Source organism: Deinococcus radiophilus (assembly GCF_020889625.1).
In the GTDB taxonomy this organism is placed as follows: Bacteria; Deinococcota; Deinococci; order Deinococcales; family Deinococcaceae; genus Deinococcus; species Deinococcus radiophilus.
In genome coordinates, this window is sequence record NZ_CP086380.1 from 95,700 (window position 1) to 108,475 (window position 12,776).

Consider the following 12,776-nt stretch of genomic DNA (forward strand, 5'->3'; position numbering starts at 1 on the left):
CGTCAGCCTGGAGCTGGCTGCGGCATCAAATTGCCGACCGAGGCAGGTCCATCACCGTCTAATTGCCCTCCAGCCAGCAGAACAGAGAAGTCCTCACCGCTGAGGGTTTCACGTCGCAGTAAAACTTCAGCGATCCGGTGCATATCGGTCAGACGTTCACTCAGCAGCTCCACGGCTTCGGCATGCGCATCATTGACCAAGCCATGCACTTCTTGATCAATGACGCGGGCCGTGGCCTGACTCATGGAGATGGGCTGCGAGCCACCGCCCAAGTAGCCGGGAGCCTCGCTGGCCCAGGCGACCTTGCCAGTTCTCTTACCCATGCCCCACTCGGTGACCATGCGCCGCGCCAAGCTGGTCGCCTGTTGAAAGTCGTTTTGCGCGCCTGCCGTGACCTCGCCAAAGACAATTTCCTCGGCAGCGCGGCCTGCCAGGGCCACGGCCAGCATGTCGCGCAGGGCGGCGCGGGTGACGTGCAGGTTGTCTTTGGCGTCGGGGAGCATGTATCCAGCGGCCCGGCCACGAGGCACCACGGTCAGTTTGGCGACGCGGTGGGCATGGGGGAGAAGTTGTGCCGCCAGCGCATGGCCGACCTCGTGATAGGCGGTGATGCGGCGGTCTGCTTCCTGAATCACCAGGCTCCGCCGTTCTGGCCCCATCAATACCCGGTCCCGCGCCTCGTCAATGTCTCCCATCAGAATCCGGCTGCGCCCCTGACGCGCCGCCAGCAACGCCGCTTCATTCAGCAGGTTTTCCAGGTCTGCCCCCACCATCCCTGCTGTGCGCCGGGCGATCAGGCTCAAATCCACCCCCCACATCCAGCGGTTTGGTCCGGGAGTGAATCCGGAGGATTCGCTCCCGGCCAGCAGCGTCCGGGGCGTCCACCACCACCTGACGGTCAAAGCGGCCGGGACGCAGCAAAGCGGCGTCCAATACATCCGGGCGGTTGGTCGCTGCCAGGACAATAATGTCGCGTCCCTCCTCGGTGGCCTCGCCCCGGAAGCCGTCCATCTCCACCAGCAGCCCATTGAGGGTCTGTTCCCGCTCATCGTTCCCGCCTTGCAGGTTCAGGCCACGCTTGCGGCCTACCGCGTCGATTTCGTCCATAAAGATGATGCAGGGCGCACTTTTGCGGGCCTGTTCAAAGAGGTCCCGGACGCGGGCAGCGCCGACACCGACGAACATTTCGACAAAGTCGGAGCCGGAGATGGAGAAGTAGGGGACGCCGGCTTCGCCGGCGACCGCTTTGGCGAGGAGGGTCTTACCGGAACCAGGCGGGCCGACCAGCAAGAGGCCGTGGGGAATACGGGCTCCAGGGCGCGGTACTTTTCAGGCTGACGGAGGAAATCGACGACTTCCTGCAGGTCCTGTTTGGCCTCATCACAGCCCGCTACGTCGGCAAAAGTCACGCCGACTTTCTCAGGAGCGATGGGTGAAGCCTTACTCTTGCCGAACGTATTGGCAGCCCCAGCATTTTGCTGGGTGCGGATGGCCCGCCACATCACCAGCAAAATCAGCAGGGTCACCACCAGTGGCAGTATCTGACCCAGCCAGGCGAAAGGCGAGCGGGTGGAGGAGACGGTCAGGGGAATCTTGGCCTCGCGGATCAGTGCCAGGGTTTGGGCGTCGGGTGGCAGACTGACCGACTGTGGCCCAGCTTCTCCCTGTACGAACACCGTGGCGTGGCCGCTGCTGCTTAGGCCTACCGAATTGACCCGCCCGGCCCGCAGGTCCACCAGAAACTGTTCGGTGGTGTAGGGGCCGATTCGAGTGGAGGCCGCTGGAAGTGGCGCTGTGCTGGCTTTGTCTTCCCCAGCGGATGCAGCCTTGCTCTGGGCAGTGGCGGAGGAGGACTCCGGGGCCGGGGCGCGCGCCGAAGCTGGATCAGCGGTACAGCTGCTCAGCAACAGAAGGAGGCCCAAAGCTGGGAGCAGACGCCAGCCGGGCAGTGCACGGCCAGACGCAGGCCGCTGAAGCGATCCGGGCATGCGGCCAATCTAGTGCATCCCCCGTCCAGGCAATGCGGCGCGGCGCTCCATGGACCCGTCAGGCGGCTGCGGGTTGCTATGCTGCGCCTATGGCAAAACCACTGCTCGTCAGCGCCTTGGCCCTGTTGCTCGGTAGCGGGCTCACCTCCTGCACCCTGACGGTGGCCGACCGGACCAATCACGGCCTGGTGACCTCCGGGCGTAACCTGATCACCAACTTGGCCCCGGACCGGGGTGAAGGTGCCAGCTACCGCGTGGGTGAGGAGGTCCGCTTGCGGGTAGAGGTGCGTGAACCGGGGTACTTGACGTTGCTGGCCTATCAGCCCAGTGGCACGGTAGAGGTCATGGCCAGAGGTGCCTATGTAGAAGCTGGCCTGCACGAGTTCCCCCGTATGGATGACGGAGTGGTGTACAACGTAGCTGAGCCATTCGGGATTCAGAAAATCCGGGCCATCTTCAGCCGCGTGCAGCCGTCAACCACCCTGGTCTTCAGCGGTCCGGTGGGTGAGGAGAGCTGGAATGAGCTGGGCTACGGGGACATTTCGCCGCGTGCCTCAAGGGACGTGGATGTGCAGGAAACCTACCTTTACATCGTCCGCTGAGCTGCTGAACTGCAGGCGCTTTCTCTATGGCAGCGCTCCCCGCTAAGCTGGCCTATGCTTCCAGATGCACAACAAACAGCGGAACCCGCCGCCGCGACTGGTCTGACCTTTGCCGAGGCCAGTCGGCAGGTGGATGACTTTATCGGCCAGTTTGAGGAAGGCTACTTCCCGCCACTGCTGATGCTGGCCCGGCTGACCGAAGAAACTGGTGAGGTGGCCCGTGTCCTGGCCCACCAGAATGGCAAAACGCCCAAGCCCGGTGAGGATGTGGGCGACTTGGAAATGGAGCTGGCCGACTTGCTCTTTGTGATCATCTGTATGGCCAACGAGCGCGGCCTGAGCCTGGAACGTGGCTTTGAGCGGATGATGGCCAAGGTGCAGGGCCGTGACGGTGAGCGCTGGACGCGCAAAGTTTCCAGCAGTCCAGCTACAGATAGCTAAGTGCCAGCTCGGGCTGAGGTTGGCCCAAACTCTGGGCGGCACGAATCAGACTCAGGCCACTCGGCTGAACATCCTGTCGGATGCTGGCCTGATGTTCAGTGGCCAGCGCATCTAAATCAGCGGCAGGCAACTTGGTGGGCGCGGTCAGTTCCTCCACATTCCCTTTTGTGACCTGGTAGACCCCGGCATACACATGATCACGGCGGGCGTCCAGGGCAGGAAGATAGGTGCCGTCTGCGCTCCCATCTGTGGGCAGCAGTGCGGTCAGGGTAGAGACTCCTAGCAGTTCGGCCTGCCAGACGCGGGCCAGGGCGAGAGCGTAGCTGGCCCCGACCCGCACGCCGGTGTAGGAACCTGGCCCAGTGCCAATCACGATTCGGTCTGCCCGCAGGGGCAGGCCCGCTTCGCTGAACAGGGCCTGGACTTCAGCAGGCAGGCGCTCAGCGTGGGCGCGTTCCAAGTGAGGGGCGTGTCCCAAATCACCACTGGGCCAGCTGAGGCCCAGGGTCAGATAAGGGGTAGAGGTATCCAGCGCCAGCGTGATCACAGCCCGCCCAGTGTAGCCTATCCCTGCGCAGCTTCCCTGCTTCGGCTGGGGTTCCTCGTTTCTGCTGGCTCGCTGTGTCACTGCCCCAGGCACAAAGCCCCCGCAGCAACCTGAAAGCCTCCATTTTGTGGTCTGTGAGGTAGGGAAGACCAAAACAAAGGTGCTATGGTGAGCGCACTATGACCCAGAATCAGGAAATCGCCAAAGGGCTTGAAGGCGTCCGGTTTACGGAGAGCAAGCTGACTTTTATCAACGGCCAGGAAGGCATTTTGACCCACTTGGGTATTCCTATTCAGGAGTGGGCCGAGCAAAGCACCTTCGAAGAACTCAGCTTGGCACTCTTGCTGCGCCGCCTCCCCATTGCCCAGGAATTGGCCGAGTTCGACGCCGAACTCAAAGCCAACCGTGAGATTCCTGAGGAGCTGACCCAATTGATCCGGCAGATGCCCCAGGATGCCAATCCCATGCAGGCCCTGCGGACCGCCGTGTCTTACCTGGGCCTGCTGGACCAGCAGTCTGAGGACATCACCCCCGAAGCGCGCCGCGCCATCTCGGTGCGCCTGATTGCCCAGCTGGCCACCATCATCGCGGCCCAGATGCGTGCGGCCAATGGCAAGGACATCGTGGCTCCGCGTCAGGATCTGAGCCATGCTGGGAACTTCCTGTACATGATCAACGGCACCGAGCCGACCCCTGAACAGGCCCGCCTGTTTGACATCGCCCTGATTCTGCACGTGGATCACGGCATGAATGCCAGTACGTTCACGGCCATTGCCACCAGCAGCACCCTGAGCGATATGTACTCGGCCATGACCAGTGCCATCGGTGCACTCAAGGCGCCCCTACACGGTGGAGCCAACGAGCAGGTCATGGTGATGCTGGAAGAAGTCGGAAGCCCCGATAAGGCCGCCGACTACATCAACGCCAAGCTGGACAACAAAGAAAAGATCATGGGTGTGGGGCACCGCGTCTACAAGAACTTCGATCCCCGCTCCCGCGTGCTGCGCGACTACGCTGCCATGGTGGCCGACAAAGAAGGCAAAAGCACCAACTACCAGATTCTGGAAACCATCGAGAAAACCGTGGTAGACCGCATCGGGGACAAGGGGATCTATCCCAACGTGGATTTTTACTCCGGCACGGTCTACACCGATCTGGGCATCGAAAAGGAATACTTCACCCCGATCTTTGCGCTGGCCCGCATCAGCGGCTGGTGCGCCAGCGTGATGGAGTACAGCGAGGACAACCGCCTGCTGCGTCCCAGCTCGGTCTATACCGGCGATACGGATGCCCACTACCTGAACCTAGAAGACCGCAGCTGAGCCAGATGGCCAGCAAAGCACCGCCGGGATGGGATTCCCCGGCGGTGCTTTTCAGTTTGAGGGTTGCTGCCTCAGGCGGTCATGGCTCCGGCGCTGTTCACGGCACTTTCCAGGCTCTGATAGACCTCGGACTCGAAGCGGTGCAGGTGGGTAGAGAGCCGCTGGGCTTCCTGATTGCCGGTGTTGCTGAGCCACATCACGGTGCGGCCCACGATGGCGAAGGTCATCGGCTCGTCTTCGGGCGGCTCGTCCTCTACTGGGTCCAGCAGCAGCATGCCGAAATCCAGGGTCTGGTTCATCAGGTTCAGGCCCATTAGCGAGTCGGGCAGAGAGTCCTCTTCCACGAAAATATCCAGCGGCATATGGGCACGCACCAAGACTTCACCCTCGCCGCCGCGGGCGATATCCAGAACGACGCGGTGATCTCCAACCTCCACCAGTGCTCCCTCATCCAGCCAGTCTGCTTGCAAGCCCAACTGGCGCAGGGCAGTGACCAGGTCTTCAGTCAGCGGGCTGGAAGCGCGGTCTGCGGGGTGAAGCGTCATTCACTTAGTATATCGTGTGCGGCGTAGCGGCGAACGTGACGATGTGCTCTGCTGTGCAGGCTTTTATCCCAGCTCTACTGGAGTGACCTGCAGGTCGTCGGCAAGGTCCAGCCAGGCGCAGACCACCGGCAGGCTGAAACGGCGGGGACCGACCGAGCCGGGATTAAGGTACAGCACTCCATTCTCGCGGCGTTCTTCGGGGCGGTGGGTATGACCGAAAACCACGGCGTCTATTCCAGCGGCCTGGGGTGACAGGTCCAGATGATCCAGATTGTGCAGCAGATACAGGCTGCGGCCTCCGGCCTCAATCAGCTCGGTGGCTGGTAGGGCGCTCAGGGGCGGCGCAGTGTCCACATTGCCGCGTACCACATGGACTGGGGCGTGCGCGGCACGGCGGATGTCATCTAAGACTTCGGGACGGCCGACATCGCCAGCGTGGATCACCAGGTCAGCCTGGGCCACCAGTGCCAGAACCTCGGGGCGGAGGAGGCCGTGGGTGTCGGACAAGATCAGGGCGCGCATGGGTCCAGTCTAAATCGGCAGAACAAAAAAGCCCCCGCACACAGGCAGGGGCAGGGGACAAGGGCTGGTCGGTCGATTACAGGCGGCTACGGATGGCGCGCAGCGAGTCGCTGTCGGCCCAGGCCATGCCCTGAGTCACGTAGGCGCTGGCAGCAGCACGGTCGCCGCGCTGCAGGGCCAGGTAGGCCAGTTTGGCAGCGCTCAGGCTGGCCCACTGACGCTCGGTGGCGCTCAGGTTGTCCATTTCGCTCCAGGCGTTATAGGCGTTGATCCACCACTGGGTCTTGGTGTACAGCTGCGCCAAGTAGGCCTGGTAGTCACGGTTGCCGGGTTCCATCTGGGCGGCGGCGTAAGCGCTGTTTACGCTGGCTTTCCACAGGGTACGGTCATAGAAAGCCTGGGGGTAGGCCACGTCGGCCTGCACAGCGTACTCCTGGGCCTGGCTGTAGAGTTCGGCAGCGGAGGTCGCCGCACCTTCTTGGGCCTGGGCGGAGGCAGCACCCATCACCAGGGCGGTCAGCATCAGAATCTTTTTCATAACTGCCCTCATCTTATGCAGTTAGCCTGAACAGAGTCCACTCTTTGCACAAGCTCCTGAACAAACCACCTGACGAGAATGAAGTACCGATAAAGGAAGGACCGAACTTATGAGAACTCTTCGAGAATGGATGTTCCGGCCCATTTGTGGCTTCACCCTGACGCTAGCGCTGATGGGCGCGGGCTCGGCGCAGGATTTGAATGTTCCTACCTGGACCGCCCCACTGGGCGTGCTGTCCGGCGCTGCCAGCAATGACGGTCAGATCACGGTTCTGACCTCTGGACGCGAGCTGTACCGACTGGACGCGGCAGGACAGACCCTGTGGAAAGTGGCTGTGGGCGATATTGGCCGCGCTTTTCCACTCCTGCGGCCTGACGGTTCGGTGTTGGCTGCCGTGTACGACGACTCGCTCTATGCCTTTGACCCAGCAGGTCAGCAACTCTGGAAGACCCGACTGGACGGTGACATTTTTGCCAGCCCAGCGCTGCTGCCTGATGGTTCAGCGGTCGTCTCCACGGCGGGAGGCAGCCTCTACCGCCTTGGTGCAGCTGGAGAAGTGCTGTGGCGTCAGCGTCTGGGAAGCCCCAGCTACTCCAGTCCGGCTGTCGGTCCGGATGGGCAGGTGGTTGTGGGGTCGCAGTCGGGAACGGTCTTTGCCTATGGCCCAGATGGTACCCAGCGCTGGCGTTACAAAGCGGGCCGCTCGGTGTTCAGCTCTCCGGCGCTAGATGCGTCAGGCAACATCTATTTCGGCTCAGCTGACGGCCATTTGTATTCGCTGACCTCTGCGGGAGAACTGCGCTGGAAGCAGCCTGCCGGTGGTTTCGTGAATGCCTCCCCTATCGTTACGGCGGCAGGTCAAGTGGTGGTGGGCAGTTTCGGGGGGCAGGTGCAAGCCTTCGGACTGGACGGCACTCCGGCCTGGACCTATCAGGCGGGCGCAGCGATCACCGTGCCAGCCACTGAACTCTGGAACGGGGATTTGCTGGTCGGCGACCTGAGCGGCGTACTGCACCGCGTCTCGCAGATGGGGGCCGCCATGGGGAGCCAGGATCTGGGCGAGCGGATCGATACACCCATTACTGTGGCGGACGACGGCACCTGGCTGGTGACGGCGGACGGCCAGTTGAGGGCTTACAGGAGTCCCTGGCCCCAGGCCGCCGGCCCCTGGTCATCCTTCCGGGGAGTTCCGCAGGGTTGGGGCCGTTCCCTAACTGCTGCGGAGCAGGCTCCCTGGTTGGCCGCCCGCCGTGCGCTGGCAGGCCCACAGGAACTGGCCCTGACTGGAGGAGCCACGCCGCCTACGACCTCTCCTGTGCCTCCTTCAGCTGATCTGGTGGCCCTCCAACCTACTCCGACGGCGCCCGTCACTTCTCCACCCCTTGTGGCTGCCCCTGACGGTGCTGCGCTTCCGCTCCGCCTGGTGAACCGCCGGGTGCATGTGCCGCTGGCTGACCTGGCTCAGCGCTTCGGCGGCACGGTGATTGGAACCGAGGGAGGACAGGTCAGCCTCAACATGGCCGAGCAGAGCTGGACCCTCCCAGTGACCGATGTGAACGGTGTGTCGTACGTCAGCATCGTGGAATTGGGGCGGGTCTTGGGTGCCCGCGTGACCCCCGCCGCCGATAGCCTGACGGTGGAGTGGCAAGGTGCCACCCAGGTCTGGCCACTGGACTGGATCACGCTGTATGCCCACCCGGTGCAGGTTGCTCCTGCATCAGCCCCTGCTGCGGTAGAACGGCCTAGCCCAGCCCAGACCCCCTGAGTGTGACATGACGTGAATAAGGCCCCCGGACTTCTCAGGGTGGCCTTTTTAGATTGGTGGAGTTAAGGGGATTCGAACCCCTGACCTCGTCATTGCGAACGACGCGCTCTCCCAGCTGAGCTATAACCCCAAATGGACGCTCTGTGACGCATACAAATAGCTGAGAGCATCAGGAAATATAGCACCTCTCTCGCTCCTACGGCAAGTCTGCGTTCGCTCATTGATGCTGATCCAGCGGTTGCAACCGCTGGATGCCCAGGGCGAGCAGGGCGAGATCCGGCCTCTGCTGGAAGGTCACCCACAACTGCTCGCCTACGAGCGCAGGTTGGAGAGAGAGCGGGCGCTGATCGTCTGCAACTTCTCGGCAGAGACGGTGCCCGTGCCACTCGCTCTTTTGGAAGGTGACACGCTGGTCATCGGTAACTACCCTGACCCACCGCAACGTGGCCCAGCTCAGGACTTGACCCTGCGCCCTTATGAAGCCGTGGTGTACTGCTGCGGCTGAGCTGCTCGGGTGAGTAAAAAGGGACAGTACAGGGCTATGAACTGGCCATGAGGTCCGAATCAGGCCACCATGAAGTTTCCCGGTGGGGGGTACACTGTCGGGCATGACTGACGCGCCCCACCAGCTTTCTGCCGAAGCCAGCGCCGAGCAGGCTTCCCGATTCGCCTACAAGTTTGGCCGCGAGGGGATGACCTTTGACGACGTGCTGCTGACCCCGCGCCACAGCAGTGTGCTGCCCAACGACGTCAACATCCAGACCCAGCTGACCCGCCGGGTCCGGCTGAACATCCCCTTTATCAGTGCGGCCATGGACACCGTCACCGAGACCCAGATGGCCGTGGCCCTGGCTCGTGAAGGCGGTATCGGCGTGATCCACAAGAGCATGCCGATCGACGCGCAGGCCGAGATGGTCCGCAAGGTCAAGCGCTCCGAAAGCGGCATGATCACCGACCCGATCACCCTGCCTTCCACCGCCACCGTGGGCGAGGCCGACCGCCTGATGGGTGAATACCGGATCAGCGGCGTGCCGATCATGGACGCTGAGGGGCACCTCCAGGGCATCATCACCAACCGCGATATGCGCTTTGTGGATGACCTGAATACTCCGGTGTATGACGTGATGACCAAGGAGAATCTGGTCACCGTGCCGGTCGGCACCACGCTGGAACAGGCCCGCGAGATCTTCAAGCAGCACCGGATCGAAAAACTGCTGGTCACCGACGCGGAAGGCCACCTGCGCGGCCTGATCACCATCAGGGACCTCACCAAGCGCATGAAGTACCCCAACGCCGCCAAGGACGACCTGGGCCGTCTGCGCGTCGCGGCGGCCATCGGCGTATCCAAGGACCTGATGGACCGCGCTGCCGCACTGGTCGCTGCCGGGGCCGACGTGCTGGTGCTGGACAGTGCCCACGGCCACTCACGCGGCATTTTGCAGGCTCTGGAGCAGGTCAAGGCCCGCTTTGACGTGGACGTGATCGGCGGCAACATCGCCACCCGCCAGGGCGCCCAGGACCTGATCCTGGCCGGAGCCGACGCGGTCAAAGTGGGCATCGGCCCCGGTTCCATCTGCACCACCCGTGTGGTGACGGGGGTGGGTGTGCCACAGATCACCGCGATCTTTGAGGCGAGCGCCGCCGCGATGGAAGCCGGGATTCCGGTGATTGCCGACGGCGGCATCAAGCAGACGGGCGATGTACCCAAAGCCATTGCGGCGGGCGCAAGCGCCGTGATGGTGGGGAGCATGTTGGCCGGCACCGACGAAGCCCCCGGCGAGATGGTGCTGCGCGATGGCCGCCGCTACAAGTCCTACCGGGGCATGGGGTCTTTGGGCGCGATGGGTGAAGGAAGCAGTGATCGCTACTTCCAGAGCGGCACCCGCAAATATGTTCCTGAAGGCATTGAAGGCATCGTGGCTTACCGGGGCACGGCGGGCGAGGTGCTGTACCAGTTCGCGGGTGGCCTGAAGTCCAGCATGGGCTATTGCGGCGCACCCGACCTGGACACGCTGCGCCGTGACGCCCAGTTCGTGCGGATCACCGGGGCCAGCCTGGTCGAGAGCCACCCGCATGGCGTGACCATTACCAAAGAGGCTCCCAACTACGGCGGGGGCCGCTAGGCTGTGGGCTTGCTCGGTCTTCTGCAGTCGGACCCGACGGCCTTTATCATCACGGCGCTGGCGCTGGTCATGGCGCTGGCCTTTCACGAGTTCGCGCACGCCTGGTCAGCGGACCGATTTGGCGATCCCACCCCGCGTTCCCAGGGCCGGGTCACGCTGAACCCGGTCAAGCACCTCGATCCCTTCGGCACACTGCTGCTGCTGGTCGCAGGCTTTGGCTACGCCAAGCCGGTGATGGTGAACATGGCCCGCCTGGGCCGCTGGCAGAACTTCTGGGTGGCGGCGGCTGGACCACTCAGCAACATCCTGCTGGCCATCATCGCGGCTCTGTTGATGCGTCTGCTGCCCGCCGATGCAGTCTTCGGAGCCAACTATGACAGCCTGACCACTCTGGGCCGCATTCTGCTGACCTTTTTCAGCCTGAATGTGGTGCTGGCGGTGTTTAACCTGCTCCCCATCCCGATGCTGGACGGCAGCCGCATCCTGTCCGGGCTGGTGCCGTCGCTGGGCCGGGCGCTGCAACAATTTGAGCGTAATCCAATGAGTTTCCTGCTGGTGATGGGCTTCATCCTCTTGTTTCGGGGTCCAATCGGTCGGTTTATCGGGATGATGCAGCAATTCGCCCTGGGACTGGTCTTTTCGTTCTAGTTTCTGTTCCCTGATTCGGGCCGTGCCTGCCACTCGTGCAGCGCGGCCCATTCTTCTGCCTGCGAGCTGACCTGCCCCCGTTCACGTAGGCCCTGCAGGTAGCTCAGGGCCTGTCCCAGCGTTGGTCCTGGCGACCACCCCGCTGTCAGTAGGTCACGGCCCTGGAGTGCGGGGTAGTCGGGCCGCTCCGGTAGCAGTGTGCGGCGCAAGATGGCTTCGGGGCTGCCGGTTGGGAAAACATCGTGTGAGAGGGCACGCTCCAACAAGCGGGCGGGGCCGGTCCCCAGGGCGAGGCGCTCTTGCCACGGCTGTGGCTCTGGAGCCATGTGCAGGAGCGCCGCCGCGTAACTGGCCTGATCTGTGCCTGCTGCATAGAGTTGCCGCCAAAGCTCCTCGGTTCCAGGCGGGAGCAATTGACCCGCGCCCCAGTCGCGTAACATGGCAGCGGCCTGAGCTGGATTCGGTTCATGCAGCAGCAACCCTAGCTCGGCCCAGAGGCGTGGGGTGTGCAGGGCCATAACTAAGGCGTCCGGCACCTGCCGCAGCAATTCTGGATGGGCGTCCAATCCCAGCCGCCCCGCCAGCCGTGCCGCCCGGACGAGGCGGCTGGCGTCCTCGTAAAAAGACTGCGAATGTAGCGGGCGCAACTGCCGGGCCTGCAAGTCGGCCAGGCCGCCGCAGGGGTCCAGCAGGGCCAGGGGACCGCAGAGGGTCAGCGCCAAGGCATTGACCCCGAAGTCACGCCGCTGCAAGTCTTCTTGCAAACTGCCGGGCTGGGCTTCGGGGCGCTGACCCGCCACCGGGTAGTGTTCATGCCGGGCCCGGATCAGATCGGCGTGGCGGCCATCTGGGAGTGACAGCGACGCATTCTGAAACTCTGGATAAAAGAGGTGCGGCTGGCCGGTGCGCGCGCTGTAGCGCTGGGCTACTGTGCCCAGGTCTGCCCCATGCCGGGTGTCCAGCACGATGTCCAGATCTGGCGTGGCATCAGGAACCCCCAACAGGGCATCGCGCACTGCACCGCCTACGAGGGCCAGTGGCGCTCCGGCAGCGTCGACAACCAGGCCCGCCAGAAAATCACGGTCCGCGTCAGGCAGGGCCTGTCTGACCTGCTGAGCAGCAGTTTCTGGCGAAAGGGCTGGGGCGCGGTGGTCCATCTCAGAGAGGACGATCAGTTCTCGGTTTGAGCGGTCGGGTGACCCTGCATCAGCATGGTGCGGCTGCACTCGGCCACGACTTCGCCGCGCTGGTTGAAGGCGCGGTGACGCACCGTGACCACGCCCTGCCCTGGACGGCTCTTGCTGGCCCGTGCCTCCAACACCTCCGACTCGGCGCGGATGGTGTCGCCGTGAAAGACGGGAGCCGGGAACTTGACTTCCCCGAAGCCCAGGTTGGCGATCAAGGTGCCCAGCGTCAGCTCATGCACGCTGAGGCCCACCAGCAGGCTGAGGGTCATCATGGAGTTGACCAGCGGCTGGCCGAACTCGCTCTGCTTGGCGTATTCGAAATCCAAGTGCAGCGGCTGCGGGTTCATGGTGAGGGTCGTGAACAGAATGTTGTCGCTTTCGGTCAGCGTGCGCGTTACGCGGTGACGGATCACGGCGCCAACCGGCAGCTCCCCGAAGTAGCGCCCCTGGGGACGCAGCAGGTCGGCATTCAGCGTGGGATCGGTGGGGGTGGTCATGGGGTGCTCCTTGAGATAGGGGAATTAGGTGCTTTTCGGAAGTTGCAAGTT

General features: G+C 63.3%; 13 protein-coding genes, 1 tRNA gene and 1 pseudogene. 7 read left to right on the forward strand and 8 right to left on the reverse strand.

All coding sequences use genetic code 11. The features are described from left to right. Positions 1-2: 2 nt before the first annotated feature. Positions 3-1,988: pseudogene (gene ftsH / locus LMT64_RS00560) on the reverse strand (ATP-dependent zinc metalloprotease FtsH). Between the two features lie 89 nt (positions 1,989-2,077). Here ftsH and LMT64_RS00565 point away from each other — a divergent pair. Next, positions 2,078-2,590 (forward strand): DUF4384 domain-containing protein, encoded by a 513-nt coding sequence (locus LMT64_RS00565; RefSeq protein WP_126353291.1) that lies wholly within the window; start codon positions 2,078-2,080, stop codon positions 2,588-2,590. 54 nt (positions 2,591-2,644) lie between these two features. Next, the gene (locus LMT64_RS00570; RefSeq protein WP_126353289.1) at positions 2,645-3,031 is read left to right on the forward strand and encodes a nucleotide pyrophosphohydrolase; all 387 of its coding nucleotides are present in this window, start codon (positions 2,645-2,647) and stop codon (positions 3,029-3,031) included. Here LMT64_RS00570 and tsaB read toward each other — a convergent pair. Beyond that, on the reverse strand, positions 3,018-3,578 hold the full coding sequence (gene tsaB, locus LMT64_RS00575; RefSeq protein ID WP_126353287.1) for a tRNA (adenosine(37)-N6)-threonylcarbamoyltransferase complex dimerization subunit type 1 TsaB: 561 nt from the start codon (positions 3,576-3,578) through the stop codon (positions 3,018-3,020). The two genes, LMT64_RS00570 and tsaB, sit on opposite strands and share 14 nt — an antisense overlap. Positions 3,579-3,757: 179 nt before the next feature. Here tsaB and LMT64_RS00580 point away from each other — a divergent pair, with 179 nt between their 5' ends. Beyond that, positions 3,758-4,900 carry a citrate/2-methylcitrate synthase gene (locus LMT64_RS00580; protein ID WP_229253250.1) on the forward strand — a complete coding sequence of 381 codons (1,143 nt, stop codon included), beginning with the start codon at positions 3,758-3,760 and terminating at the stop codon, positions 4,898-4,900. A 71-nt stretch (positions 4,901-4,971) separates the two neighbouring features. Here LMT64_RS00580 and LMT64_RS00585 read toward each other — a convergent pair whose 3' ends face one another. From LMT64_RS00585 to LMT64_RS00595, 3 genes are all read right to left on the reverse strand, one after another. Next, a complete protein-coding gene (locus LMT64_RS00585; RefSeq protein WP_229253251.1) occupies positions 4,972-5,445 on the reverse strand; it encodes a hypothetical protein in 474 nt (157 codons plus the stop codon). Between the two features lie 63 nt (positions 5,446-5,508). Further along, a complete protein-coding gene (locus LMT64_RS00590) occupies positions 5,509-5,967 on the reverse strand; it encodes a metallophosphoesterase family protein (RefSeq protein ID WP_126353283.1) in 459 nt (152 codons plus the stop codon). 76 nt (positions 5,968-6,043) lie between these two features. Beyond that, complete coding sequence (locus LMT64_RS00595; RefSeq protein ID WP_126353281.1) at positions 6,044-6,505, reverse strand: hypothetical protein; 462 nt, start codon at positions 6,503-6,505, stop codon at positions 6,044-6,046. Between the two features lie 109 nt (positions 6,506-6,614). Between LMT64_RS00595 and LMT64_RS00600 the strand changes: the two genes are divergently transcribed. Further along, entirely contained in the window at positions 6,615-8,270 is a 1,656-nt protein-coding gene (locus tag LMT64_RS00600) for an outer membrane protein assembly factor BamB family protein (RefSeq protein WP_126353279.1), read from the forward strand. A gap of 54 nt (positions 8,271-8,324) precedes the next feature. Here LMT64_RS00600 and LMT64_RS00605 read toward each other — a convergent pair. Further along, positions 8,325-8,400: transfer RNA gene (locus tag LMT64_RS00605), tRNA-Ala, on the reverse strand. A gap of 93 nt (positions 8,401-8,493) precedes the next feature. Here LMT64_RS00605 and LMT64_RS00610 point away from each other — a divergent pair. The 3 genes from LMT64_RS00610 to LMT64_RS00620 all read left to right on the forward strand — a co-directional run bounded on the left by LMT64_RS00610 (position 8,494) and on the right by LMT64_RS00620 (position 11,041). Further along, positions 8,494-8,775, forward strand: coding sequence for an alpha-glucosidase C-terminal domain-containing protein (locus LMT64_RS00610; RefSeq protein ID WP_126353277.1), 282 nt, complete (start codon positions 8,494-8,496; stop codon positions 8,773-8,775). A 103-nt stretch (positions 8,776-8,878) separates the two neighbouring features. Continuing rightward, entirely contained in the window at positions 8,879-10,393 is a 1,515-nt protein-coding gene (gene guaB, locus LMT64_RS00615) for an IMP dehydrogenase (RefSeq protein ID WP_324295862.1), read from the forward strand. Positions 10,394-10,396: 3 nt separating this feature from the next. Next, the gene (locus tag LMT64_RS00620) at positions 10,397-11,041 is read left to right on the forward strand and encodes a site-2 protease family protein (protein WP_126353273.1); all 645 of its coding nucleotides are present in this window, start codon (positions 10,397-10,399) and stop codon (positions 11,039-11,041) included. On the opposite strand, the gene LMT64_RS00625 is transcribed toward LMT64_RS00620, so the two are convergent. Both LMT64_RS00625 and LMT64_RS00630 read right to left on the reverse strand, forming a co-directional pair. Continuing rightward, positions 11,038-12,198: a tRNA nucleotidyltransferase/poly(A) polymerase family protein gene (locus tag LMT64_RS00625; RefSeq protein ID WP_126353271.1), complete on the reverse strand. Its 1,161-nt coding sequence runs from the start codon at positions 12,196-12,198 to the stop codon at positions 11,038-11,040. The genes LMT64_RS00620 and LMT64_RS00625 overlap by 4 nt on opposite strands. 14 nt (positions 12,199-12,212) lie before the next feature. Further along, on the reverse strand, positions 12,213-12,701 hold the full coding sequence (locus LMT64_RS00630; protein ID WP_126353293.1) for a MaoC family dehydratase: 489 nt from the start codon (positions 12,699-12,701) through the stop codon (positions 12,213-12,215). Positions 12,702-12,776 lie beyond the last annotated feature (75 nt).

Coding starts and splice junctions, on each gene's coding strand:
- LMT64_RS00565 (WP_126353291.1), top strand. CDS start 2,078: ATGGCAAAACCACTGCTCGTCAGCGCCTTGGCCCTGTTGCTCGGTAGC.
- LMT64_RS00570 (WP_126353289.1), top strand. CDS start 2,645: ATGCTTCCAGATGCACAACAAACAGCGGAACCCGCCGCCGCGACTGGT.
- LMT64_RS00580 (WP_229253250.1), top strand. CDS start 3,758: ATGACCCAGAATCAGGAAATCGCCAAAGGGCTTGAAGGCGTCCGGTTT.
- LMT64_RS00585 (WP_229253251.1), bottom strand. CDS start 5,445: ATGACGCTTCACCCCGCAGACCGCGCTTCCAGCCCGCTGACTGAAGAC.
- LMT64_RS00590 (WP_126353283.1), bottom strand. CDS start 5,967: ATGCGCGCCCTGATCTTGTCCGACACCCACGGCCTCCTCCGCCCCGAG.
- LMT64_RS00595 (WP_126353281.1), bottom strand. CDS start 6,505: ATGAAAAAGATTCTGATGCTGACCGCCCTGGTGATGGGTGCTGCCTCC.
- LMT64_RS00600 (WP_126353279.1), top strand. CDS start 6,615: ATGAGAACTCTTCGAGAATGGATGTTCCGGCCCATTTGTGGCTTCACC.
- LMT64_RS00610 (WP_126353277.1), top strand. CDS start 8,494: ATGCTGATCCAGCGGTTGCAACCGCTGGATGCCCAGGGCGAGCAGGGC.
- guaB (WP_324295862.1), top strand. CDS start 8,879: ATGACTGACGCGCCCCACCAGCTTTCTGCCGAAGCCAGCGCCGAGCAG.
- LMT64_RS00625 (WP_126353271.1), bottom strand. CDS start 12,198: ATGGACCACCGCGCCCCAGCCCTTTCGCCAGAAACTGCTGCTCAGCAG.